This window comes from Subtercola sp. YIM 133946 (genome assembly GCF_036553535.1).
GTDB lineage: Bacteria > Actinomycetota > Actinomycetes > Actinomycetales > Microbacteriaceae > Subtercola.
Window position 1 is genome coordinate 72,703 of the sequence record NZ_JAZHPE010000026.1, and the last position, 22,215, is coordinate 94,917.

The 22,215-nt window shown below is 68.8% G+C and carries 20 protein-coding genes; 6 read left to right on the top strand and 14 right to left on the bottom strand.

Going from position 1 to position 22,215, the window contains the following annotated elements; genetic code table 11:
• Positions 1–5: 5 nt before the first annotated feature.
• Together V3W46_RS10160 and V3W46_RS10165 are read left to right on the top strand one after the other, a co-directional pair.
• Positions 6–344 (top strand): ArsR/SmtB family transcription factor, encoded by a 339-nt coding sequence (locus tag V3W46_RS10160; protein ID WP_331782992.1) that lies wholly within the window; start codon positions 6–8, stop codon positions 342–344.
• Between the two features lie 28 nt (positions 345–372).
• Positions 373–1,467, top strand: a complete 1,095-nt coding sequence (locus tag V3W46_RS10165; RefSeq protein WP_331782993.1) for an AI-2E family transporter — start codon at positions 373–375, stop codon at positions 1,465–1,467.
• Here the strand turns inward: V3W46_RS10165 and V3W46_RS10170 are convergent.
• On the bottom strand, positions 1,452–3,056 hold the full coding sequence (locus V3W46_RS10170; RefSeq protein ID WP_331782994.1) for a carboxylesterase/lipase family protein: 1,605 nt from the start codon (positions 3,054–3,056) through the stop codon (positions 1,452–1,454). The genes V3W46_RS10165 and V3W46_RS10170 overlap by 16 nt on opposite strands.
• A gap of 145 nt (positions 3,057–3,201) precedes the next feature.
• On the opposite strand from V3W46_RS10170, the gene V3W46_RS10175 reads away from it, so the two are divergent.
• Positions 3,202–5,028 carry a thiamine pyrophosphate-requiring protein gene (locus V3W46_RS10175; protein ID WP_331782995.1) on the top strand — a complete coding sequence of 609 codons (1,827 nt, stop codon included), beginning with the start codon at positions 3,202–3,204 and terminating at the stop codon, positions 5,026–5,028.
• Positions 5,029–5,033: 5 nt separating this feature from the next.
• On the opposite strand, the gene V3W46_RS10180 is transcribed toward V3W46_RS10175, so the two are convergent.
• Positions 5,034–5,426 carry a PPOX class F420-dependent oxidoreductase gene (locus V3W46_RS10180; protein ID WP_331782996.1) on the bottom strand — a complete coding sequence of 131 codons (393 nt, stop codon included), beginning with the start codon at positions 5,424–5,426 and terminating at the stop codon, positions 5,034–5,036.
• Between the two features lie 75 nt (positions 5,427–5,501).
• On the opposite strand from V3W46_RS10180, the gene V3W46_RS10185 reads away from it, so the two are divergent.
• Complete coding sequence (locus V3W46_RS10185; protein WP_331782997.1) at positions 5,502–7,088, top strand: Na+/H+ antiporter; 1,587 nt, start codon at positions 5,502–5,504, stop codon at positions 7,086–7,088.
• Positions 7,089–7,096: 8 nt separating this feature from the next.
• Here V3W46_RS10185 and V3W46_RS10190 read toward each other — a convergent pair whose 3' ends face one another.
• Positions 7,097–8,032, bottom strand: coding sequence for an NADP-dependent oxidoreductase (locus tag V3W46_RS10190; RefSeq protein ID WP_331782998.1), 936 nt, complete (start codon positions 8,030–8,032; stop codon positions 7,097–7,099).
• A gap of 82 nt (positions 8,033–8,114) precedes the next feature.
• Positions 8,115–9,794: an APC family permease gene (locus V3W46_RS10195; protein WP_331782999.1), complete on the bottom strand. Its 1,680-nt coding sequence runs from the start codon at positions 9,792–9,794 to the stop codon at positions 8,115–8,117.
• 248 nt (positions 9,795–10,042) lie between these two features.
• On the opposite strand from V3W46_RS10195, the gene V3W46_RS10200 reads away from it, so the two are divergent.
• Positions 10,043–10,798, top strand: a complete 756-nt coding sequence (locus tag V3W46_RS10200) for a ParA family protein (protein ID WP_331783000.1) — start codon at positions 10,043–10,045, stop codon at positions 10,796–10,798.
• A gap of 114 nt (positions 10,799–10,912) precedes the next feature.
• Here V3W46_RS10200 and V3W46_RS10205 read toward each other — a convergent pair whose 3' ends face one another.
• The 10 genes from V3W46_RS10205 to V3W46_RS10250 all read right to left on the bottom strand — a co-directional run bounded on the left by V3W46_RS10205 (position 10,913) and on the right by V3W46_RS10250 (position 21,064).
• Complete coding sequence (locus V3W46_RS10205; protein ID WP_331783001.1) at positions 10,913–11,518, bottom strand: alpha/beta hydrolase; 606 nt, start codon at positions 11,516–11,518, stop codon at positions 10,913–10,915.
• A gap of 2 nt (positions 11,519–11,520) precedes the next feature.
• Positions 11,521–11,901, bottom strand: a complete 381-nt coding sequence (locus V3W46_RS10210; RefSeq protein ID WP_331783002.1) for a hypothetical protein — start codon at positions 11,899–11,901, stop codon at positions 11,521–11,523.
• 24 nt (positions 11,902–11,925) lie between these two features.
• On the bottom strand, positions 11,926–12,780 hold the full coding sequence (locus tag V3W46_RS10215; RefSeq protein ID WP_331783003.1) for a mycofactocin-coupled SDR family oxidoreductase: 855 nt from the start codon (positions 12,778–12,780) through the stop codon (positions 11,926–11,928).
• Positions 12,781–12,935: 155 nt separating this feature from the next.
• Complete coding sequence (locus V3W46_RS10220; RefSeq protein ID WP_331783004.1) at positions 12,936–13,178, bottom strand: hypothetical protein; 243 nt, start codon at positions 13,176–13,178, stop codon at positions 12,936–12,938.
• Between the two features lie 29 nt (positions 13,179–13,207).
• Positions 13,208–13,810 carry a J-domain-containing protein gene (locus V3W46_RS10225; RefSeq protein WP_331783005.1) on the bottom strand — a complete coding sequence of 201 codons (603 nt, stop codon included), beginning with the start codon at positions 13,808–13,810 and terminating at the stop codon, positions 13,208–13,210.
• 134 nt (positions 13,811–13,944) lie between these two features.
• Complete coding sequence (locus tag V3W46_RS10230) at positions 13,945–15,318, bottom strand: NtaA/DmoA family FMN-dependent monooxygenase (protein WP_331783006.1); 1,374 nt, start codon at positions 15,316–15,318, stop codon at positions 13,945–13,947.
• Positions 15,319–15,440: 122 nt separating this feature from the next.
• Positions 15,441–17,108: an MDR family MFS transporter gene (locus tag V3W46_RS10235; RefSeq protein ID WP_331783007.1), complete on the bottom strand. Its 1,668-nt coding sequence runs from the start codon at positions 17,106–17,108 to the stop codon at positions 15,441–15,443.
• Positions 17,109–17,212: 104 nt separating this feature from the next.
• Entirely contained in the window at positions 17,213–17,605 is a 393-nt protein-coding gene (locus tag V3W46_RS10240) for a hypothetical protein (RefSeq protein WP_331783008.1), read from the bottom strand.
• A 33-nt stretch (positions 17,606–17,638) separates the two neighbouring features.
• The gene (locus V3W46_RS10245; RefSeq protein WP_331783009.1) at positions 17,639–19,720 is read right to left on the bottom strand and encodes a solute carrier family 23 protein; all 2,082 of its coding nucleotides are present in this window, start codon (positions 19,718–19,720) and stop codon (positions 17,639–17,641) included.
• Positions 19,721–19,903: 183 nt separating this feature from the next.
• Positions 19,904–21,064 (bottom strand): acyl-CoA dehydrogenase family protein, encoded by a 1,161-nt coding sequence (locus V3W46_RS10250; protein WP_331783076.1) that lies wholly within the window; start codon positions 21,062–21,064, stop codon positions 19,904–19,906.
• A 297-nt stretch (positions 21,065–21,361) separates the two neighbouring features.
• Between V3W46_RS10250 and V3W46_RS10255 the strand changes: the two genes are divergently transcribed.
• On the top strand, positions 21,362–22,207 hold the full coding sequence (locus V3W46_RS10255; RefSeq protein WP_331783010.1) for an MmyB family transcriptional regulator: 846 nt from the start codon (positions 21,362–21,364) through the stop codon (positions 22,205–22,207).
• Positions 22,208–22,215 lie beyond the last annotated feature (8 nt).

Here is a 22,215-nt window from a genome sequence, read left to right on the forward strand (position 1 = left end):
TTCGGATGCCCGACAATCCCTACCCGCAGCCACAGACCGCCGACATCCGTCTCACCGACGTGCTGCGTGCACTCGCCGACCCCGGCCGCGTGAAGATGGTTCAGGTGCTGTCAGACGGCGCCTTCCACCGCTGCACGGTCGACGACTTCGGCCTCGACATCACCAAGTCGACGCTGTCGCACCACTTCAAGACCCTGCGCGAGGCCGGGCTCACGACCGTGAAGATCGACGGCCGCAACCACTCCATCGCGCTGCGCTCAGACGACGTCGAATCGCGCTTTCCCGGCCTGCTGGCCTCGCTGACATCGGCCGAGGCCATCGACGACGTGGCCGCGACGGGCTGACCGAGGTCAAGGGGGTACATTTCATAGGATGACAACGCCCCCGCCACCCGCCGCCGGTCTCGCCTCGCGTGCCGGTCTCTCGCCCGCCACCCGGGTGCTGCTCACGCTGGCGGCGGCGGTTGTCGTCGTCGTCGGCTTCTCGCTCGGCAAGTCGATCATCGGCCCGTTCGCGCTGGCAGCCGTGATCGTGATCATCGTGCATCCGCTTCGCCACCCGCTCGAGCGGCGAGGGGCACCCCGCTGGCTCGCCACCGCGGCGGTGCTCGTCGCCGCCTATGCGATTCTGGCCGTGATGGGCGCGCTGATACTGCTCGCCGCTACACAGTTCGTCGCCCTGCTGAAACAGAATTCGGGCGAGGTCAGCAGCACGATCGATTCGCTGACGGGTGCCCTCGGCGGCCTCGGCTTCGACCTGTCGAGCCTCACCGCATCGGGCGGCCCGCTCGACACGAGCACGCTCGTGTCGGCAGCCGCGAGCGTCGGCTCAGCCGTCGCATCGACCGCCACGGCCTTCTTCTTCATTCTGGTGTACATCATCTTCATGGGCGCCGATGCGGCGCGCTACGGCGAGATACCGCCCGCGCTCGCCCGAGCGAAGGCGTCGACCATCAGCTCTCTGCAGCACTACAGCTCGGGCGTGCGCCGATACTTCGTGGTCAGCGCGATCTTCGGGCTGATCGTGGCGATTCTCGACGGGCTGCTGCTCTGGGCGCTCGGCGTGCCCGGCGCGTTCATCTGGGCCGTGCTGGCGTTCGTGACCAACTTCATTCCGAACATCGGGTTCGTGCTCGGGCTGGTGCCGGCCGCCGTGTTCGCGCTGCTCTCGGGCGGCTGGGTCGTCGCGCTCATCGTGGTGGTCGCCTACTGCGTGATCAACGCGCTGCTGCAGGAGGTGGTGCAGCCGAAGTTCGTCAGCGATGCCGTCGACCTGTCGCTCACGCTGACATTCGCCAGCGTCGTGTTCTGGGTGGCCGTGATCGGGCCCATCGGGGCATTGCTGGCCATTCCGCTCACCCTGCTGCTGCGCGAGATCGTCATCGGCACCGACCCGGGCGCCTCGTGGTCGCGCTGGCTGACGGGCGACAACCGCGACTTCGCGACCCCGGGTCAGACCGCGGCGTAGTACGAAGCGGAGGCCGGCAGGGGTTCGGGCTCGTCGAAGGGCAGAAAGGCGTCCCACGCGAGGCGGCGCTGGCGGCGCGGGTCAGACTCGACGTGGTCGGTGTCGCCGATGATGTTGGTCAGCCGGCGCTGCTCGGTGTACAGCGGCCAGCCATCGGCCAGCTCGCGGCGGCCGGCGAAGCGCAGCCAGTTGTCGCGCATGCGCTCGCCCGCAGCACTGAACGGCTCGCGCCCGCCGAGCGCCGTCATCACCCGGCCGAGCGAGACGTCGGCCTGGTCGAACAGCGCGTACATCTCGACGCCGTGCGTCGCGTCGAGGCCCACCAGCCGCAGCAGCCGGGGCGCGACGTCGAATCGATAGGCGTAGACGGGCGCGAAGCGGGAGTGGAAGTCGGCCACCTTCGTCGATGGATACCAGAAGGCGTAGTCGCCCCCGAAGTCGGCCGCCGAACGCCGTGACGGCAGCCCGGGGTAGGCGTACTGCATGAGCGTTCGTGCGGCCCGCGGCGCCCGCTCGAACAGCGCCCTGATGCGGCGGGGCGACCGCGGCAGAATGTCGATCCGGCCGCGGAACAGGGTGCCCTCACGATTGTTCGTTCCGATGATCAGCGGAACGCGGTGCGCAGTGCCGTCGCGAAACGCGGCGAGCGGATGCTCGGGCACGATGTCGCCGTCGACCACCGGCGCGAGGCAGAACGTGCCCGGAAAGTCGTCGGGAGTGTGCAGCTGCAGCGTCAGCGACGCCGTCACCAGGTCGGCCGCCGACGTCTGGTCGAGCACGTGCGCGGCCACCGCCGGCGCGAGCGGCGTTCGGGGCGACAGCTCGGGGTGGAACCGGTCGCGCACGATCGTCACGAACTGCTCGGCCCACGCGTCAGCCAGGTCTCGGGGGTACACCGAGCTGGGCGGCGAACTCTGAGCGATCGCCCGGGCGAACAGGCCGCCCGCCGAAGGCGTGGCCATCAGCGTGGTGACCGCGTTTCCGCCGGCCGATTCGCCGAACAGGGTGACGTTCGCCGGGTCGCCGCCGAACCGCTCGATGTTGCGCTGCACCCAGCCGAGCGCGGCGACCTGATCGCGCAGCCCGAGGTTGCCGTCGATGGGTCTCTCCGGCGACGAGTAGCGGCTGAGGTCGAGATAGCCGAGCGCCCCGAGGCGGTAGTTGAAGCTCACGTAGACCGCAGAGCCGGTGCGTACGAAGCCCTCGCCCTGCCCCGAGAAGTCGCGCGACGAGCCGGCCGCGTAGCCGCCGCCGTGAATGAACACCATGACGGGCAGCAGCTCGCGGGCATCCGGTGCGCCCGGCGACCCCGCCGACGGAATGATCACGTTGAGGGTGAGGCAGTCTTCACCCGACGGGATGCCCGGCCCGACGCCCGCGAACTGACCACGGTAGGCCTGGGTGGCCACGGGCCCGAACTCGGCCGCGTCACGGATGCCCGCCCACGGCACGACCGGCTGCGGAGCCCGGAACCGCAGGGGGCCGACCGGCGGCGCCGCGTAGGGGATGCCGCGCCACACCGTCGTCGCACCCTCGCGCACCCCGCGCACGATACCGCCCTCGACCTCGATCTCCACCCCAGTGACCATAGGGCGAATCTACGCCCCGGCCGACCGCGGGATAAGGGGCTTGTCGCGCCGCCCGGCCGCGGCGCAGGGCTGTCAATCCCTAGCCCGCCGCCCACCCGGCGGACTAGGTTTCGAACGTCACCAGCACCATCTCGAAAGGCTCTTCATGACAACCGTGAGCGACTTCGTCATCCAGCGCATGAAAGACTGGGGGGTCACCCGTGTGTTCGGGTTTCCGGGCGACGGGGCAGGCGCGTTCGACGGTGCCCTGGGCAAGGCCGAGCGCGAGGGCGCGGGGCTGCAGTACATCCGGCCCACCCACGAAGAGATCTGCGGTCTGATGGCGACGGCCCACGCGAAGTTCACCGGCGAGGTCGGCGTGTGCATCGCCACCTCGAGCCCGGGCGCGTTCCACCTGCTGAACGGCCTGTACGACGCCCAGATGGACAACCAGCCGGTCGTGGCGATCGTCGGCCAGCAGGGCCTGAACGCGCTCGGCACCTTCACGATGCAGGAGTCGAACCTCGAGCGGGTGTTCGCCGATGTCGCCGTGTACGTGCAGACCATCGTGTCGCCGCAGCAGGCGCAAGCCGTGGTCGACACCGCGTTCCGCACCGCCCGGGTTCGCCTCGGACCGGCCGTCATCGTCATTCCGCACGACGTGCAAGACATGAAGATGGCCGAACCCGCGGCCGCGAACTGGGAGTCGCGCTCGAGCGCCGTCGCCCCCTCGACCACGATCGTTCCGCCCGAGGCAGACATCAGGGCTGCCGCCGCCGTCATCAATGCGGGCAGCAAGGTCACCTTCCTGGTCGGCCACGGCGCCACGGGCGCGACCGACGAGGTGCTCGAGGCGGCTCGGCTGGCCGGGGCGGGCATCATCACCGCACTGCGGGGCAAGCAGGTCGTGTCGTCAGACGTGCCGCACCACAGCCAGCAGCTCGGCCTGCTGGGCTCGCTGCCGAGCCTGCACCAGATCAACGACTGCGACACACTCGTGCTGCTCGGCACGAACTATCCCTACGGCCAGTTTCTGCCGAAGACCGGGCAGGCCCGGGCTGTGCAGGTCGACCTGAAGCCCGAACAGATGGGGCTGCGTTACCCCACAGAGGTCAACCTGTGGGGCGACGTGCGGGCGACGCTGCAGGCGATCATCCCGCACCTCGAGCCGAAGACCGACCTCGCCTGGCAGCAGAACGTGGCCGACGAGATGGTCGCGTGGGAGAGCGAGATGGAGGCGCAGGCGATGCACTCGTACTCCGACGGCGCCAACCCGCGCCGGGTCATCCACGAGATCAACAAGCGCCTGCCCCCGCGCGCGATCGTGACGGCCGACGCCGGAACCACCGCCGACTGGTACGGCCACCACATCCGCCTGCGGGAGGGCATGCTCGGCGACCTCTCTGGGCGACTCGCCACGATGATGGCGGCGATGCCGTACGCCGTGGCCGCCAAGTTCGCCTACCCCGAGCGCACGGTCGTCTGCACGATCGGCGACGGAGCCTTTCAGATGCTCGGTATGAACGAGCTCATCACCGTCAAGAAGTACCTCAGCGAATGGAGCAATCCGCAGCTCATCATCGTGGTGATCCACAACGACGACCTGAGCCAGGTGTCGTGGGAGATGCGCACCGAAGACGGCAACCCGGTGTGGCGCACGGCGCAAGACGTCGAGTCGGTCGACTACGCCGGCTGGGCCGAACTGCTCGGGTTCAACGCGGTACGGGTGAAGACCGACGACGAGATCGAGGCGGCCGTCGACGCCGCCTTCGCCCATCGCGGGGTCACGCTGATCGATGCGTACTGCAGCCGCAACGTGCCGCCGCTGCCGGCGCACATCACGGCGGAGTTCGCCAAGAACACGGCTCTCGCTCTGCTGAAGGGCGATCCGCTCGCGCTCGGGGTCGTGCGCGACTCGGCCGAGGCGCTGGTCACCGAGGGCATCGAGCGCGTCAAAGACAAGCTGAACCTGGGCGGCGACAAGGGCGAGTAGGGGCGTCAGCCCTGCGAGCCCACCTTGTCGGGCCTGATGATCAGCATCACCCGGGTCTGGTCGCGACCGCCGTACCACGGGTAGTTTTGGCCGGTGTACTTGTGCGAGAGCGCATCGATGTGCTCGGCCGCGCCTTCGGTGCGCGTCTCGATGACTGTTCCACGCACCTGGAAGTAGCGCGTCGGGTTCTCCGCGTCGGCGATCGCCACCGACACCCGCGGATCGCGGGCGATGTTGCGCACCTTCTGAAAACCCTCGACGGTGTTGATCACGACGTTCTCGCCGTCGGTGTCGACCCACGTCTCGGTGAGCTGGGGTGAGCCGTTCGGCATGGTGGTAGCGATGAAGCAGAGGCTCGGTTTGCGCAGCAGGCCGAGCAGTTCGTCAGAGAGTGTCATTGACTCAGTATCGCCGGTCATCCATCATGGCGAACACGCCACCGACACGGGTTGCACAATCGCGGGGAGTACGCCATGGAGGGTCTCGTCATACTGGTGATCATCGGTCTCACCATCTTCGGTGGGGGCGCGATCGCCGCGAAACTGCGCCTGCCTGCGCCGTTGGTGCTGCTGGTGGCCGGGTCGGCGCTGGGGTTCATCCCCTTTCTGGCCGGCATCGCCCTGCCGCCCGACCTGGTGATTCTGCTCTTTCTGCCGGCGTTGCTCTACTGGGAGTCGCTGAACACCTCGCTGCGCGAGATACGCCGCAACCTGCGCGTCATCGTTCTGAGTGCCATCGTGCTGGTGCTGGTGACCGCGGGCGTCGTGGCCGCCATCGCCCACGGGTTCGGGATGCCCTGGCCCATCGCCTTCGTACTCGGCGCCATTCTCGCCCCCACCGACGCCACCGCCGTCGCCTCGGTCGCCGGCCACCTGCCGCGGCGCAATGCCACGATTCTGCGCGCCGAGAGCCTCATCAACGACGGAACGGCCCTGGTGCTCTACGCCATCGCCCTGGGCGCGGCCGTGAGCGGCACGCCCATCTCGATCGGCGGCGCCACCCTGCGCTTCATCGCCTCCTACGTGTTCGGCATCGCCATCGGCCTGGCCGTCGGGCTCATCGTCGTTCTGCTGCGGCGGCTGGTGCGCGACCGGCTGCTCGTCAACACCCTGAGCGTCGTCACGCCGTTTCTGGCCTATCTGCCGGCCGAGTTCTTCGGCGTGTCGGGTGTGGTCGCCGTGGTGACCTGCGGGCTGCTCATCTTCCAGACCGGGCCGCGCCTCATCACGGCGAGCATGCGGTCGCAGTCGTACGGTTTCTGGCAGCTGAGCACGTTCATCCTCAACGGCGCGCTCTTCGTGCTGATCGGTTTCGAGCTGCACACGGTCGCGGCGGGCCTGGGCACCGGATGGGCGCAGACGGTGGGGTTCGGGCTGGTCATCGCCGTGGCCGTGTTCGCCACCCGGCTGGTCTGGTCGAACACCACGCCGTACATCATCAGGGCGATCGACCGGCGCCCCTCGCAGCGGCTGCTGCGCGTGAAGTTCAGGCAGCGCATACCCACAGCGTGGGCGGGGTTCCGCGGCGCCGTCTCGCTGGCGGCGGCGCTGGCGCTGCCCACGACCACGAGCTCGGGTGACCCGCTGCCGTTTCGCGACCTGATCATCGCCACCACGTTCATCGACATCCTGTTCACGCTCGTCGTGCAGGGTCTGACCATGCCGGCCATCGTGCGCTGGGCCCGCCTGCAGCCCGACCCGACCGAGTTCGACGAAGAGCTGCTGGCCGACCAGACCGGCCTGCGGGCCGAGCTGGCCGCGCTGCCCGAGGTCGCCGCGCAGCTCAAGACACCGAAGGAGTCGGCCGACGCCGTGCGGCACATGCTCGAACTTCGGCTTGCGCGCATCCACCGCGAAGACGGCGACCCTGCTGCTGCCCGGCGCGAGCCGAGCGAGATCGACACGAAGTCAGACCTGCAGGCGGCCCTGCTGCCGAAGAAGCGCGAGGCGATCTACCGGCTGCGCCACGAGGGCGTCATCGACGACGTCGTGCTGCGCCGGGTGACCGCCCGGCTCGACCTCGAAGAGCTGCGCCTCACTCCCCCGCCCGAAGAGGACTGACACGGAGGTCAGGGGAGCAGGGCCAGCTTGCCACCCGGGTGCTGCGAGCTGAGGTACTGCAGGGCATCCCGTGCCTCGTCGAGCGGATACGTGCGGGCGACCGGCACCACGAGTGAGCCCTCGCCGGCCAGATCGATGAGACGTTGACGAACCCCGTCGCGAAAGGCGGCGCTGGCCGGCATGGTGCCGCCGATGGCGAGAAAGCCGTGCTCTTTCGCCCGAGCCGGCGCCGCGATGGTGACGATGCGCTGCCGGTCGGGCACGAGCGCAAGCGACACCGCCGTGGCCTCGTCGGTACCGACGGTGTCGATGCCGGCCGTGACTCCCTCGGGCGCCGCCGCGCGCACGCGGTCTTCGAGGCCATCGCCGTAGGTCACCGGGATGCCGCCGAACCGCCGCACCACGTCGAAGTTCTTCTCGCTGGCCGTGCCGATGACGCGTGCCCCGATGAGGCGCGCCTGCTGCAGCACGCTGACCCCGACCGAGCCGGAGGCGCCGTGCACCAGCACCGTCTCGCCCGCGGCGACCGTCGTCACGTGCAGCGCCTCGGCGGCCGTCGCGCCGGCGAGCAGCAGGTTCGCGGCCTCGACGAAGCCCAGCGAGGCGGGCTTCGCGAACACATTCTTCGCCGGTACGGTGAGCGCCGTCGAGTACCCGCCGGCGACCCGGTAGGCGATCACCTCGTCGCCGACGGCGCCGCCGCCCGACGCGATCTCGGTGCCCTCGCCGAGCGCCCGGATGACGCCGGCCAGCTCGTAGCCGACCCTGATCGGCAGCAGCGACCGATCGCTGCCGCTCGCCACGTGCTTGTAGTCGGCGGGGTTCATTCCGGCCGCGCGCACCTCGATCGTCACCTCACCCGGGCCGGGTGGCGGCACCTCGACCTCGTGCTCCTCGAACACGTCGAGACCGCCGAAATCCGTCGCAACCCACATCTTGTCCATGCTCCCCATTCAACCCCGTGGGCACGGGATGATCGAGGCCCTTGCCCCGGCGCGAGAAACGGCTACACGCGGCGGGGCCGGGTCATGCCCCGAGCACGGCAGGCTGGCCGTCAGACTCCTCTTCGTGGCTGATGTCGTCGTCGACCTGCGCCTCGACGTCGGCGTTCGACATGCGGCGGCTGACAGCGAAGTAGAACACGATGAGGGCGAACGCGGCGACGATCAGGGTGTCCCAGTCGGCCGGCAGCAGGTTCAGCTCGGTCGTGCCGAAGTCACCGAGATAGCCGATGATGGTCATGCCGATCAGCCACGGCCAGATCCAGAGCGCCGACTGCCAGCGCGCCTTCGCCAGGTTCACGTTCCTCGCCTTGACGAGGGCGGCGATCACGAACAGCACCTGGCCGATGAGCACGGCGACGGCCAGCCGCCAGGTCGCGTCGAAGCCGCCCCAGTAGATGATCAGGTTGGCGAACACGAAACCGAGCGGCAGCATGAACATGGGCGCGGGCACCTTGTAGGGGTGCTCACGCTTCAGGTCGGCCTTGCGCAGTGCGGCGAGCGAGATCGGGGCGAACGCGTACATGATGGCGGTCGCACTGGTGATGTAGCCGACCAGCTGCAGCCATCCTGTACCCGGCACCAGCAGCGCGCCGATGCCGAGCAGGCTGGCCAGCACGAGCGACCAGATCGGCACGCCGCGGGCCGAGATGCGGGTCAGAGCGTGGGGCAGGCCGAGCGCGTACGAGATGCGCGCGGTGGTGCCCACGTAGATCAGGCCGGTGCCGCCGGGCGAGATCACCGCGTCGATGATCAGGATCGCGGCCAGCCAGCCCGCCCCGGCGGCCAGCGCCAGGGTGTAGTACGGGCCGTAGTCGCCCTCTCCGATGGGGTTCGCCCAGCCGTTCTGGATGAGCGTGGCCGGGTCGAGTGACCCGATGAACGCCACCTCGAGCAGCAGGTAGAGCAGGGCGCCGATCGACATGGCGAGGATGATCGCCTTCGCCACATCCTTCTTCGGGTTCTTCGCCTCGCCCGCCATCTGCGAAGCCTGCTCGAAGCCCTGCAGGGCGAAGACGACGCCCGCCGGCAGCGCGGCGAAGATGCCGTGGAAGCCGAACGGCGCGAAGCCGCCGTTCGCCGTGAAGTTCTGCGCGTGAAAGCTCAGTGTGATCAGCACCACAATCGTGAGCAGCGGCACGAACGTCTTCCAGATCACGATGCCGGTGTTGCTGTCAGAGAGCCAGCGCGCCCCACCGAGGTTCACGAAGGTGAACAGCAGCATCGCGAGGATGCCCACCACCGTGCCCTGCGGGCTGAGGGTGCCGTCGACGTTGATCAGGGGCCAGTCGGTCTTGATGGAACCGACCGAGTTCACGTAGCTCAGGCTCGCCTCCACTTCGAGCGGGGCGATGAACACCGCCTGCAGGTAGGTCACCCAGCCGGCCGTGAACCCGGCGAAGCCGCCGAATGCGTAGTGCGGGTACCGCGCCGTGCCGCCGGCCACCGGGTAGGCGCCGCCGAGATCGGCGTGGATGAGCGCCAGCACCATGAGCATGATCGCGGCGATGACCCACGAGATGAGGGCCGATCCGCCCGAGAATTTGGCGGCCGTGAGGGCCCCGAGCAGCCAGCCCGAGCCGATGATCGAGCCGAGCGACACGAACGTGAGCCCCCAGAACCCCACCGTTCGCTTCAGGGCCGGATTCTGGCCGCCGCCGGCACCGGATGCCGCGCCTGTCGATGATGCTGTCGATGTCGTCATGCTGTCCACCTGTCACTAGGTGTTGCGCGAGCGGTACAGAGTTGCACCACAGTACGTCGAAGCCGGCCGACCCGCCAGCCTTGCAATCCTGAGAGAACTCGAAGTATTGCTGGGGCGGTCGACGACGTAGGATCACCCGCGTTCAGGGCGGTCTCGGAACTGTTCGCACACCCGGCACGGCGATTCGCGGCGCCGCCACGCAGGCCGGGTGCGCCCGGGCCGTAGGCTGCCCAGATGAAGGTCAGAGCGTGAAGGTCATCGCCGTCTACAGCACCAAGGGCGGGGTGGGCAAGACGACGACGGCCGTGAACCTCGCCTGGGAGGCCGCGGCCGACCTGCGCGTGCTGCTCTGGGACCTCGACCCGCAGGGCGCCGCGACCTACCTGCTCGACGTGAAGCCCAAGCTCAAGGGCGGCATCGAGGCTCTCGTCGACGGAAGGTCGAGCACCCGCAGTGTGGTGCGCCAGACCGCGAACCGGCGGCTCGACGTCATCCCCGCCGACGCCGGGTACCGCGAGCTCGACCTCGTGTTCGACGCCGCGAAGAAGTCGGCGGAACGCATCACGCGCATCCTCAGCCAGGTCGAGCGCGACTACGACCTCGTGATTCTCGACTGCCCACCCGGCGAATCACTGGTCGCCCAGAACGCCCTGCACGCCGCCGACCTGGTGGTGGTTCCGCTGGTGCCCTCGCCGCTGTCGTTGCGGTCGCTCGACCAGGTGCGCACGATCGTGGCCGAGGCCGAGCATCCGGCGACCCTGCTCGCGTTCCTGTCGATGGTCGACCGGCGCAAGGTCGCCCACCGCGACGCCGTTCGAGACCTGCACCGCAGCCAGGCCGACGTGAGCAACATCGTGGTGCCGTCGACCGTGGTCATCGAACGCATGGGGTCGGAACGCACGGCGGTGGCCGAATATGCGCCGAACACCGAGGCGGCGCGATCGTTCAGTGAGCTGTGGGTGCGGGCGCAGTCGCTGGTGAAGGCGAAGCGGCGCAAGCGGTAGCGAGCAGTCGACGCGATCTCGCCGTGGCCGTGGCCGTGGCGGTGCCGGTGGCGGTGCTGGTGCCGGTGGCGCTGGCGGTGCCGTTGGCGATGGCGGTTCCGGGGTGGGCGTGGCTCAGCCGAGGCCGTCGACGAACGCGACGCTCGCCGTCGAGATCTGCGAACGGGCGTCGTCGTGCGAGATCGACGGCTGACCATCCCCGGCCTGCGGGCCGTAGTCGCCGAAGAACGCGTGCACTCCCCCATCGATCACCAGGTAGGTCGTGTCGGGCGGCAGCGACGCCTTCGACGCGTCGATCTTGGCCGGCGTAGCGAGCCCGTCGTTCGACCCCGAGACCGACAGCACGGCGGCGTCGAGGCCGCTCATGTCGGTGGCCGGGTAGGAGGCGTAGAGCAGCAGCCCCACGACCGGCTCGCTCGGGGCGTTCGCGTACTGCTGGGCATCCATCGCCGCCACGGTTCCGCCCAGCGAGTGGCCGGCCACCACCCACTGCGTCACGCCGGCGACATGATCGCGCGCGGCCGAGAACGCCCCGGTCGAGAGAAAGGCGATGCCGAACGGCTGCTTCGGTATCACGACCACGTGACCCGCTTCGGCCAGCGGGCGCAGCACGGCGGCGTAGGCCCGGGCGTCGACCTTCGCGCCCGGCTGGAAGAACACTCCCGTGTCGCTGACCGTGCCGGTCGGGGTGAGTACGATCTGGGTGGGCGTCTCGCTCACCGTCACAGCCTGGTCGGAGGCCATCGCCGTGAGCGCCGGCTCCACCGCGACGAGGGCACCAGCCAGGCCGTCGCCGCGATCATGACCACCGACAGCGCGAGCAGGATGCCGCGCAGTACCGCAGCGCGCCGATGCGCCGGGCGGCGGCGCCACGCGAGCACCGCGAAGACGGCGCTCACGGCGAACACCACCGTCAGCAGCACCGCGTAGGCCGGATGCCCGTGCACCAGCATCGCGCCGGTGGCGATCGCGGCCCACACACTCACGATGACCCCGCCCGTCGCGACGACCCGGCTCGCCCACAGCAGCACGAGGTCTGCCCGCGTGACTCGGGGGGCGTCACGCGCCGCCAGCGGGCCCGGCCCGGCCGCCTGTTCGCTCATGCAGCCGAGCCTAGCCGTGCAGGGCTACTCCTTCGGGTCCATGTTGATGCCCGCCATCGCGAGGTGGCCGGAGTCGACGGGCAGGCTGATGCCGGTGACGTTCGACGCCAACGGCGAGTTCAGAAAGAGCGCCGCGTTCGCGATGACCTCGGGGTTCATGAAGCCCGAGCCCTTCAGAATGCCGTACGTCTTGCCCGCCGCCATCAGGTCGTCGTACGTTCCGCCGGCGTGCCCGGCCATCATGTCGTAGCCCTGCTGATTGTTCGTCATTCCGGTGAGAATGGTGCCCGGGTTCACGGTGTTGGCACGGATGCCCTGCGGCCCCAACTCGACGGCGATGGCCTTCATGAACCCCACCACCGCGAACTTGGCCGCCGTGTAGTGCGAGAAGAACGGACCACCCTCGAGCCCGTTCACTGAACTCGTCATGACGATGGAACCCTGCTGCCGCTCGATCATGTGCGGCACGACGGCCTTCACCGACTGCCACACCCCGGTGAGGTTGATGTCGATCATCTCCTGCCACGTCTCGCGGCTCATCTCCTGCACCGGTCCGAGGGTCCAGATGCCGGCGTTCGCGATGAGACAGTCGATCTGCCCGAACTGGGCGATGCCTTCCGCCACGGCCGCGTCGAGCGCATCCTGGTCGCGAACATCTGCCTCGATGCTGAGCACGCGGCGGTCGAGCGCCTCGACCTGGCTCACCGTTTCGGCGATGTCGTCGGCGGTGGTGTGCGGGTAGGGAACCGAGGCGAACGGTGTCGTCGTGTCGACGAAGACGATGTCGGCCCCCTCCCGCGCCGACACGATGGCGTGCGCGCGGCCCTGGCCGCGACCTCCGCCGGTGATGAAGACGACCTTGCCGTCGAGAAGACCCATGTGTTCACTCCTTCGTGCATCGTTCTGCGCACGGCGAGATGTTCCGGCGCAGCGGCGCCCCACGGCTGGTCACACAAGCAGCGATCGTCATTGAGGCACTCGGTGCCGAATAACTTACTCCGGGCCTCCGCGGCACGGTAGCCCCCATCGCACCCTCAGTGCGGCGCGACGAACGTGAGCACGAAGCCGGCCAGCGTCACGAGCACCATGAGCACGCCGAGCACGATTCCGCGACGGATGCGCGGGGGCGCCGAACCCGCCCGCACCGACCCCCACATGTAGGCGGTCTGATGCACCCGGTGGGCCTCGGCGATCACGCCGGCCGTGCCCGGAAGAGTCTCATCGAGCACACCATCGCGCGCGTTCCGCTCGATGGCGAGCGCCTCCTCGAGCGTCATCGCGTGTGCCTTCGACCGGGCCATGGCGGCTACAGCCCCTCTTCGCGGCGGGCCCGGCGTCGCTCGCGCCAGGTCATCGCCGCCAGCTCGGCCTCGCGCTGCTCGCGCGCGGCGTGCGCGGCCTCGAGCCGGGCCGTGCGACGCTGCCGCCAGCGCGCCACCTCGTCGTCGACGTCGCGCACCGGCGTGATCACAGGCGGGCCGCCCTTCAGCTGCCGCCGGGCCTTGACGATGCGGGCGTTGAAGTCGTCGAGCAGCTGCCGCACGGCGTGCTCAGAGGGCGCAGCGTCGAGCCGGGCATCCAGACCCTGATTCTCGGTGCGCAGCGTGAGCGCGGGCGGGCCGAGCCCGGTGATGTTCTCGCGCTCGATCTTCTTGCGAATCCACCAGTCGGGGTCGTAGGTCTGCTCGAGCCCGGTGAGCGGCTTGCCGGCCCCGGGCAGATTGTCGAAGGCACCGGCACGAATGGCCTGCTGAATCTGAATCTCGACGTACTGCGCCCGGGCCTCCATGCGCGTCTGCCCGGCCACATCTGCCTCGTCGTCGGGCTCGGCGTCTGATGGCACCGACCCGTCGAGCTGGTAGCGCGCCACGTTCAGCCTGGTGTCGCTGCGCTCGTTCCTCCCGGCCATGACTCAAGCCTAAGCACAGCCAGGCGGGCTCGTCGAGGGGGTGCCCTGTGCCCACCCACCGCCCGCTCGTCGCATGCCAAGCCGTCGTGTGCCCGGCCGTCGTGTGCCCGCCGCCGCCGTCAGCCGCCCGCCGGTCAGCCGACGGCGACCGGCGTGGCGGCGATGTACGCGGTGCCCGGATGATCGTGCGGCAGCCGCGCCTGGCCCTCGCCGAAGATGCGCTCGCGCAGGGTGGGGCCCGACGGTGCCTCGGTGAGCAACCCGCGCCGGCGCATCTCGGGCATCACCAGGTCGATGAAGTCGTCGTACCCGCCGGTGGGATCGGGCTGCACGAGAAAACCGTCTGCACCGGTGGTCTCGATGACGGCCTCGGCCTGGTCGACCACCTGCTCGGGAGTGCCGATGAACGGCTGGCCCATGACGCCGTTGCGCCTGAACTCGTCGAGAATCTGGCGCACGGTCGGTGCCGGCTTGCCGTTCTCGCCCGAGAACCGCTCGACGTTCGTGCGGCCCTGCTCGGTCTTGGTGGTGGCGAGCGGTTTGTCGAGATCCATCGAGGCCAGGTCGAGACCGGTGAAGAACGCGTAGGCCGCGGCGGCGCCCTCGAGGGTCTGGTAGCCGACCATGCGCTCGCGCAGGGCCCGCGCCTCGGCCTCGGTCTCGGCGACGATGAAGGTGCCGGCGGGCATGAACTTGATGGCGTCGGCCGACCGCCCGAACTGCTCGGCCCGCGCCTTGATGTCGGCGATCTGCGTTGCCATCATGTCGACTTCGGCGGCCACGAACACGGCCTCGGCATAACGCGCGGCGAGGTCGCGGCCGCGGGGCGAGGTGCCGGCTTGGAAGAGCACCGGGGTGCGCTGCGGCGACGGCGGAACCGTGAGCAGGCCGTGCGCCTTGAAGAACGGGCCGTCGTGCTCGATCTCGTGCACCTTCGACGGGTCGGCGTAGATGCCGTTCTCCTTGTCGACCTTCAGGGCGTCGTCTTCCCACGAGCCTTCCCAGAGCTTCATCGTGAGGTTCACGTGCTCGTCAGCCACGGCATAGCGGTCGTCGTGCGCGATCATCTTCTCGCCCATGAGCTTCGACGAGGCGTTCTGGCCCGAGCCGGTGACCACGTTCCAGCCGATGCGACCCTTGCTCAGGTGATCGAGCGTGGCGAGACGCTTGGCGAGCATCTGCGGTTTCTCGACGGTCGTCGAACTCGTCACGACGAGACCGAGCCGCTCGGTGACGAGAGCGAGGGCCGACAGGATGGTCGACGGGTCGCCGCGCGGAAAGAGCACGGCCTTCTCGATGGCCACATCGATCACCCGGCCGTCGAGCACCGGGTACGAGTAGTCGTCGGCGAAGAACAGAAAGTCGACGCCCGCCTGGTCAAGACGCTTGGCCATCGTGACCCAGTGGTCGAGCTGCAGGAAGTCGACCGAGGTGTTGGCCGGCAGCCGCCAGGCCCCACCGAGACCGAACGTCTGGAACGCGCCGAGCATCAGCGTCTTGTCACTCATGGAGTCCCCTACCGTCAGCAATGTGAACTGGTCAGTTCACTCTGCCGAGTGTAACCGCCCCACATTTCGGTGACGTTACGTTCGCCACTGCTTCGGAGGCAGGCTCCGGTCGGGCTCGCGCGCTACTGCTTCGGCGGCTCGGCGCCGGTGCCGATGTCTGCGCCGGCGTGCTTCGCGGCCTTCGCTTCGGCCAGGCGCTGCGCCTCGAGTACGTCGGCCTCCTCGCCCGTGATCGCCTCGCCGCGCGCCACCATGCCGGCCACGTCAGAGAGCGGAATCGGCTTGAGGAACAGCGACAGCACGAACGCCACGGCGATGAACGGAATCAGGTACCAGAACACCGGCGCGAGCGAGTCGGCGTAGGCGTTGACGACGAGGTCGTGAATCGCCTGCGGCAGCTTGTTGAGCGCGGCCGGGTCGAGCGTGGCCGTCGAGGCCGCCGCATCCGTCGGCGAAGCACCCGACGCGGTGAAGATGTCGAACAGCGAGCTCGACAGCCGACTGGTGAACAGCGCCCCGAAGACGGCCACCCCGAGGGCCGAACCGACTTCGCGGAAGTAGTTGTTCGTGCTGGTCGCGGTGCCGACCTCGTTCGCCGGCACGGCGTTCTGCACCACGAGCACGATGACCTGCATGATGAGGCCGAGCCCGGTGCCGAAGAGGAACAGGAACACGCAGATCAGCCAGATCGGGGTCGCCGCACTCAGCGTGGTCATGGCGAACACACCGACGCCGGTGATCAGCGTTCCCGCGATCGGGAACACCTTGTAGCGGCCGGTGCGTGAGATGACGATGCCCGAGATGATCGAGGCGCCGATGAGGCCCACCATCATCGGCAGCAGCAACAGGCCCGACGCCGCGGCCGAGGCCCCCGACGCCATCTGCAGGAAGGTCGGGATGAAGGCGAGGGCGGCGAACATCACGATGCCCAGAACGAACCCGATCGAGGTGGCGATGACGAACACGCTGTTCTTGAAGAACGACAGCGGGATGATCGGGTCTTCTGCCCGCGACTCGACGAACACGAAGGCGAGCGCCGCCAGCAGCAGTCCCGCTCCCCACAGCAACGTCTCGGGCGCCCCCCAGCCGTGCTTGTCGTTGCCACCGAACTCGGTGAAGAAGATGAGGCACGTCGTCGCTGCGGAAAGGAAGACCACGCCGGCGATGTCGATGCGATGGGTCGGCCGCTTACCGGGCAGGGTGAGCGCGAACCACGTGATGACGAACGCCGCCACCCCCACCGGAATGTTGATGTAGAAGGCCCACTGCCAGGTGAGGTGGTCGACGAAGAACCCGCCGAGCAGCGGCCCGGCGACGGCGGCGAGACCGAAGATGCCGCCGAGCGGGCCGAGGTAACGGCCGCGCTCGGAGGCGGGCACGATGTCGGCGATGATCGCCTGCGACAGAATGATGAGACCGCCTCCGCCGAGGCCCTGAATGGCGCGGAACACCACGAACACCCAGAAGTCGGTCGAGAATGCGCAGCCGATCGAGGCGAGCGTGAACAGCGCGATCGCGATCAGAAACAGCCCGCGCCGGCCGAACACGTCGCCGAACTTGCCGTAGATCGGCATGACGAGTGTGGTCGCCAGCAGGTAGGCGGTGGTGATCCAGGCCTGGTTCTCGACGCCGCCCAGTTGGCCGACGATGGTCGGCATGGCCGTCGACACGATGGTCTGGTCGAGGCTCGACAGCAGCATGCCGGCGATCAGCGCCCCGAAGATGATCCAGATGCGGCGCCGGGTCAGCAGCAGCGGCTCGGCGTTTCTCAGCGCACTCGGCAGGGTCATGCGTCGGTACCAACTCTTTCGGATGGGTGTCAACGACGAACGGTCGTCTGTGAATGATATTCGATGCGGCGCCCCCGCTATGCGGCAGCCGTGTGACGTTCGGGTTACGACTCGGCCCTGAAGTCGCTCAGTTCGAACACCGCCTGGTCTGCCGAGCTGAATGCGAACCGCAGCCGGATGATCGCGCCGAAGACGATCGGGTGCTTACGCCGAACGACCGAGGTCGCCCGACGAGCGTCATCGCCCAGCAGGCGGGTCGCCGTGGCCAGGCGCACCGGCCCGGTCGCCTTTCCGCTGTTCGTTCCGGCCGAGACTCTGACGGTCGGAAAATTGCGGATGCGCTTCGCCTTGCCCGACGCTCCGTCGGTCATCACGTAGACGACGTCGCCCGACCGCGTCGGCGTCACCGGCGTCGCCACCCAGCTGCCGTCACGCTTCTGGGTCTGCAGGATGATCGCCCAGCCCGAGGTGACCGCGTCGACGTCTGCTGTGTTCATGGCGTCATCGTACGCGGCACCGGGCCGAGTCGCTCACCGCGCGGGCACCTCGGTCGCCTGGCCGATGTGCGACGAGGCGATGGGGTTGGCGTCGGCCACCTTGTCGTCGAAGCGGTGGTTCATGATCTTCGACACCTCGATGAGAGCGGATGCCCGTTCCGCCACCGGCGAGTTCGCCATCTTCGCCCAGCCGTTGTCGACCACCTTCTCGTAGCGCTCCACCTCGCGGGCGCACACGACGAGCGGAAAGCCGAAGCGTTCGCGGTACGTCGTGGCCAGGTCGGCGATGTCGTCGATGTCTTCGCTGTTCAGCGCCCCGATGCCGCTCTCGGAGTGGTCGCGTGCATAGGCGTGTCCGGTGTCGTCGGGGCTGCCGAGGTCGGGGAACGAGTTCAGCAGCAGAAGCTGCTCTTCTGACGAGGCCGTGAGCAGGGCATCCTGAAACGCCGCCCGCAGCGCGAAGGCGTCGGCGAAGGGCCGCTCGGCGAACGCCCGTTCGAGCAGCCAGGGCGCGTCTTGCACGAGGTCGCCGAACGTCTCGTCGAACTGCTGCTGGGTCATCTCGTTGACCTGGTCGAGCGTCACCAGCGTGCGGCCCGGTCGCCCGGCGACCGCCTGCCCCCGACCGCCGGTGTGGAAGAACAGCAGATTCAGCGCAATCGCCGTGATGGCGCCGAACGTGATGCCCGAGCCGAAGAAGATCTGCGCCCACTCGGGAAACGCCGCCGACACCGCCCCGAAGGCCGTGATGAGCCCCGAGGTCGCGAGCGTCGTACCGATGATGATGCCGTTGCGGTGGTCGGAGAAGTCGACCTTCTGCAGGGTCTGGATGCCCGCGACCGCCACCGCGGCGAAGAGTGCCAGCGCGGCCCCGCCGAGCACCGGGTGCGGAATGCCCGACACGATCGCACCTGCCTTCGGAATGAGCCCCAGAACGATCATGATGAGACCGGCGGTCGCCACCACCCACCTGCTCTTCACCTGCGTGAGCCGCACCAGCCCGACGTTCTCGGCGAAGGCCGTGTACGGGAACGAGTTGAAGATGCCACCGAGCACCGTGGCCAGGCCGTCTGCACGAATGGCCGCGGCGATGTCGGCGGGCCGGATGCGCTTGCCGACGATCTCGCCGGTGGCGTAGGCGTCACCCGTCGTCTCGACCATAGTGATCAGCATGACGATGATCATCGAGATGATGGCCGTGATCGAGAACTGCGGAATGCCGAAGCTGAACGGCAGCACCAGCCCCACGGCCGGCGACGTGGCCACGCTGTCGAAGTTCGCCGCCCCCAGCGCGAACGCGATGAGGGTGCCGATCACCAGGCCGAGCAGCACGGCGATGGTCTGCAGAAAACCGCGGAAGAATCGCTGGATGAGCAGGATGATCGCCAGCGTGCCGAACGCATAGGCGAAGTTGGTCAGCAGCACGCCGCCGTTCATCAGCGTGTAGTCGTACTGCGCCACCGAGGTGCCTGCGATGTGGGCCGCATCGGTGTACACGAAGGTCTGCAGTCCGGTCGCCGGATCGATGTACGATCCGTTCACGCCGGGGATCGCGCCGAACGTCACGTCACCGGCCGCCACCGGAATCAGGGCCACACCGATGATCAGGATGATCGACCCGGTCACCACAGGCGGGAAGAAGCGCAGCAGCCGCGCGAAGAACGGCGCCACGAGAATTGTGAAGAGCCCGGCGACGATGACCGACCCGTAGATCGTCAGCAGGCCGTCGACGTTGCTGCCGCCCGAGTTCATCACCGCGAGCCCGATGGCGATCATCGGGCTGACGGCGGTGAAGGTGACGCCCTGCAGCAGCGGCAGCTTGATGCCGAACCGGAACCACCGCCTGCCGAAGCCGATCGACTGGATGAGCGAGGCCAACCCGCAGGTGAAGAGGTCGGCGTTGATGAGGTGGATCAGTTGCTCGTTGCTGAGGCCCAGCGCGTTCGCCACCAGGATCGGCACCAGCACCGCGCCCGCGTAGAACGCCAGAACGTGCTGAAACCCGTAGGCCGCGAGTTTCGGTACCGGCAGCACCTCGTCGACCGGATGCACCCGCGGTCGGGCCGGCTTGCTCGAACCCGCGGCCGGGCCCGGTGGTGTCTTCGTATCGGTCATGGTGCTGCCCTCCCCCTCAGAACTGGCTGAGGCAATTCTCATTCGCTTCCGCGCCGGGTGACACACCGGCTGCGCTGATTTCACAAACCCGAAACACGCCCCCGCCGGCGGCGCGCCGATGACGGTCGGCCCGCCGACGGCGCGCCGATGACGGTCGGCCGTACGCCGGTCGACGGGCGACCGTCAGTGGAAGGCGGCGATGCCCGTGATGCGGTTGCCCAGAATGAGCGTGTGCACTTCGTCGGTACCCTCGTAGGTGCGCACGCTCTCGAGGTTGCTGGCATGCCGCAACGGCGAGTAGTCGAGCGTGATGCCGTTGCCGCCCAGAATGCTGCGCGCGCTTCGGCAGACGGCGATGGCCTCGCGGCAGTTGTTCAGCTTGCCGAACGAGATCTGGGCCGGCGTGAGCGTGCCGGCGTCTTTGCGGCGGCCGAGGTGCAGCGCGAGCAGCAGGCCCTTGTCGATCTCGAGCGCCATGTCGACGAGCTTCTGCTGGGTGAGCTGATAGCCCGCGAGCGGCCGGTCGAACTGGATGCGCTCGAGCGAGTAGCCGAGGGCCGCCTCATAGCTGTCGCGCGCTGCCCCCATCGCACCCCAGACGATGCCGTAGCGAGCCTCGTTCAGGCACTCGAAGGGCCCGCGCAGGCCGCGCGCATTCGGCAGCAGGGCGTCGGCGGGCAGCCGCATCTCGTCGAGAACGATGTCGCACTGGATGGATGCCCGCATCGAGAGCTTCTGGCCGATCGCGGTGGCGCTGAACCCGGGCGTCGAGGTCGGCACGATGAAACCCCGGACCCCGTCGTCGGTGCCCGCCCAGATGATCGCGACGTCGGCGATCGTCGCCAAGCCGATCCACCGTTTCGACCCGTTCAGCACCCAGTCGTCGCCGTCGCGGCGAGCGAAGGTCTTCATGCTCGACGGGTCGGAACCGGCGGTGGGCTCGGTGAGGCCGAAGCAGCCGATGATCGCGCCCGCGGCCATGCCCGGCAGCCACTGCTGCTTCTGCTGCTCGCTGCCGTGCTTGGCGATGGCGCTCATGGCCAGCGAGCCCTGCACGCTCACGAACGTGCGCAGCCCCGAGTCGCCGGCCTCGAGTTCGAGCGCCGCCAGGCCGTAGTCGATGGCGCTGCGCCCCGCGCATCCGTAGCCCGTCAGATGCATGCCCAGGAGTCCAAGCTTCGCCATGCCCGCAACGACCGAGCGCGGAAACTCGGCCCGGTCGTACCAGCCCGCGATGTTCGGCCTGATCTCGGCGTCGACGAACGAGCGCACCTGCTGGCGAAAGGCGAGTTCGTCGGCCGTGAGCAGGTCGTCGATGCCGATGAGGTCGGAGGCGGCGGCCACGGTGGCCCGGGCAGCGTCGGCGGGGCCGACGGCTTCGGCCGATGGCGTGGAACCGACATCGGGTGGTGTTGCATCGGGCGGTGCGGCATCGGGCGGTGTTGCATCGGGCACGCGATGATCCTTCGTTCGACGGTCAATGGTGCCCACGATATCGACCCGCACGACCGGATGCTCGGGGCGCGACGCCGCACGGCCGGCCCGCGTGTCTCGAATCGACGCATGCAGGGCCGAAAACGCTCTCACGCGGTGCGGAGCCGCCGCTCCAGAATGAGGTCAGGCATCTCGCATGGGAGAACAATGAACGACTCGGCATCGGCACTCGGCGACTATCTGCGCGCCAGGCGCGAACTCGTGCAACCTGAAGACGTCGGCCTCGCCCGCGACCTGCACCGCCGGGTGCGCGGCCTGCGCCGCGAAGAGGTCGCGGCCGTCGCCACCATCAGCAGCGACTACTACCTGCGGCTCGAACAGGGCCGCGACCACCAGCCCTCCGACCAGGTGCTGCTCGCGCTCGCCCGGGCGCTGTGCCTCGACAGCGAGGCGACCGCCTACCTGTTCCGGCTCGCCCACCCCGGCGTGAGCCAGCGCCGGGCCAGCATGACTCCGGCGCTCGACGAAGACCTGCTGCGTCTGCTCGAGCAGTTCTCCGGCACGCCGGCCCTGGTCATCGACCGCAACCACGACGTGGCGGCGGCGAACGACCTGGCCGGCCGGCTGTGCGGGCGGTACGTGCACGAGGGGTCGAGCATCCTGAACCTGGTGTTCTCGCGGCTGCTGCGTGCGACGGCGCCCGACTGGCCCGAACTGGCGCGGGGCACGGTGGCCTCGTTCCGGTTTCACAGCGACCCGAGGGATGCCCGGCGGCGCGACCTCGTTCGCTCGCTGTCGAGGCGCGATCCCGAGTTCCGCCGCCTCTGGGCACGGCACGACGCGTCGGCCTCGTACAGCGGGCGCGCGCTGCTGCTCATCGACGGGGTCGGCCCGGTTCGGCTGCGGTTTCAGAACCTCGCGATTCCCGGCCGACCCGACCACGCGCTGGTCACGTTCTTCGGCGAGGCGGGCACGCCAGGCCCCGCCGCCCTGGCGCACCTCGCCGCGCAGAGCACCGCGAACGGCACCGCAGCCCGGCTGGCTCGCGTTTAGCGTAGCTT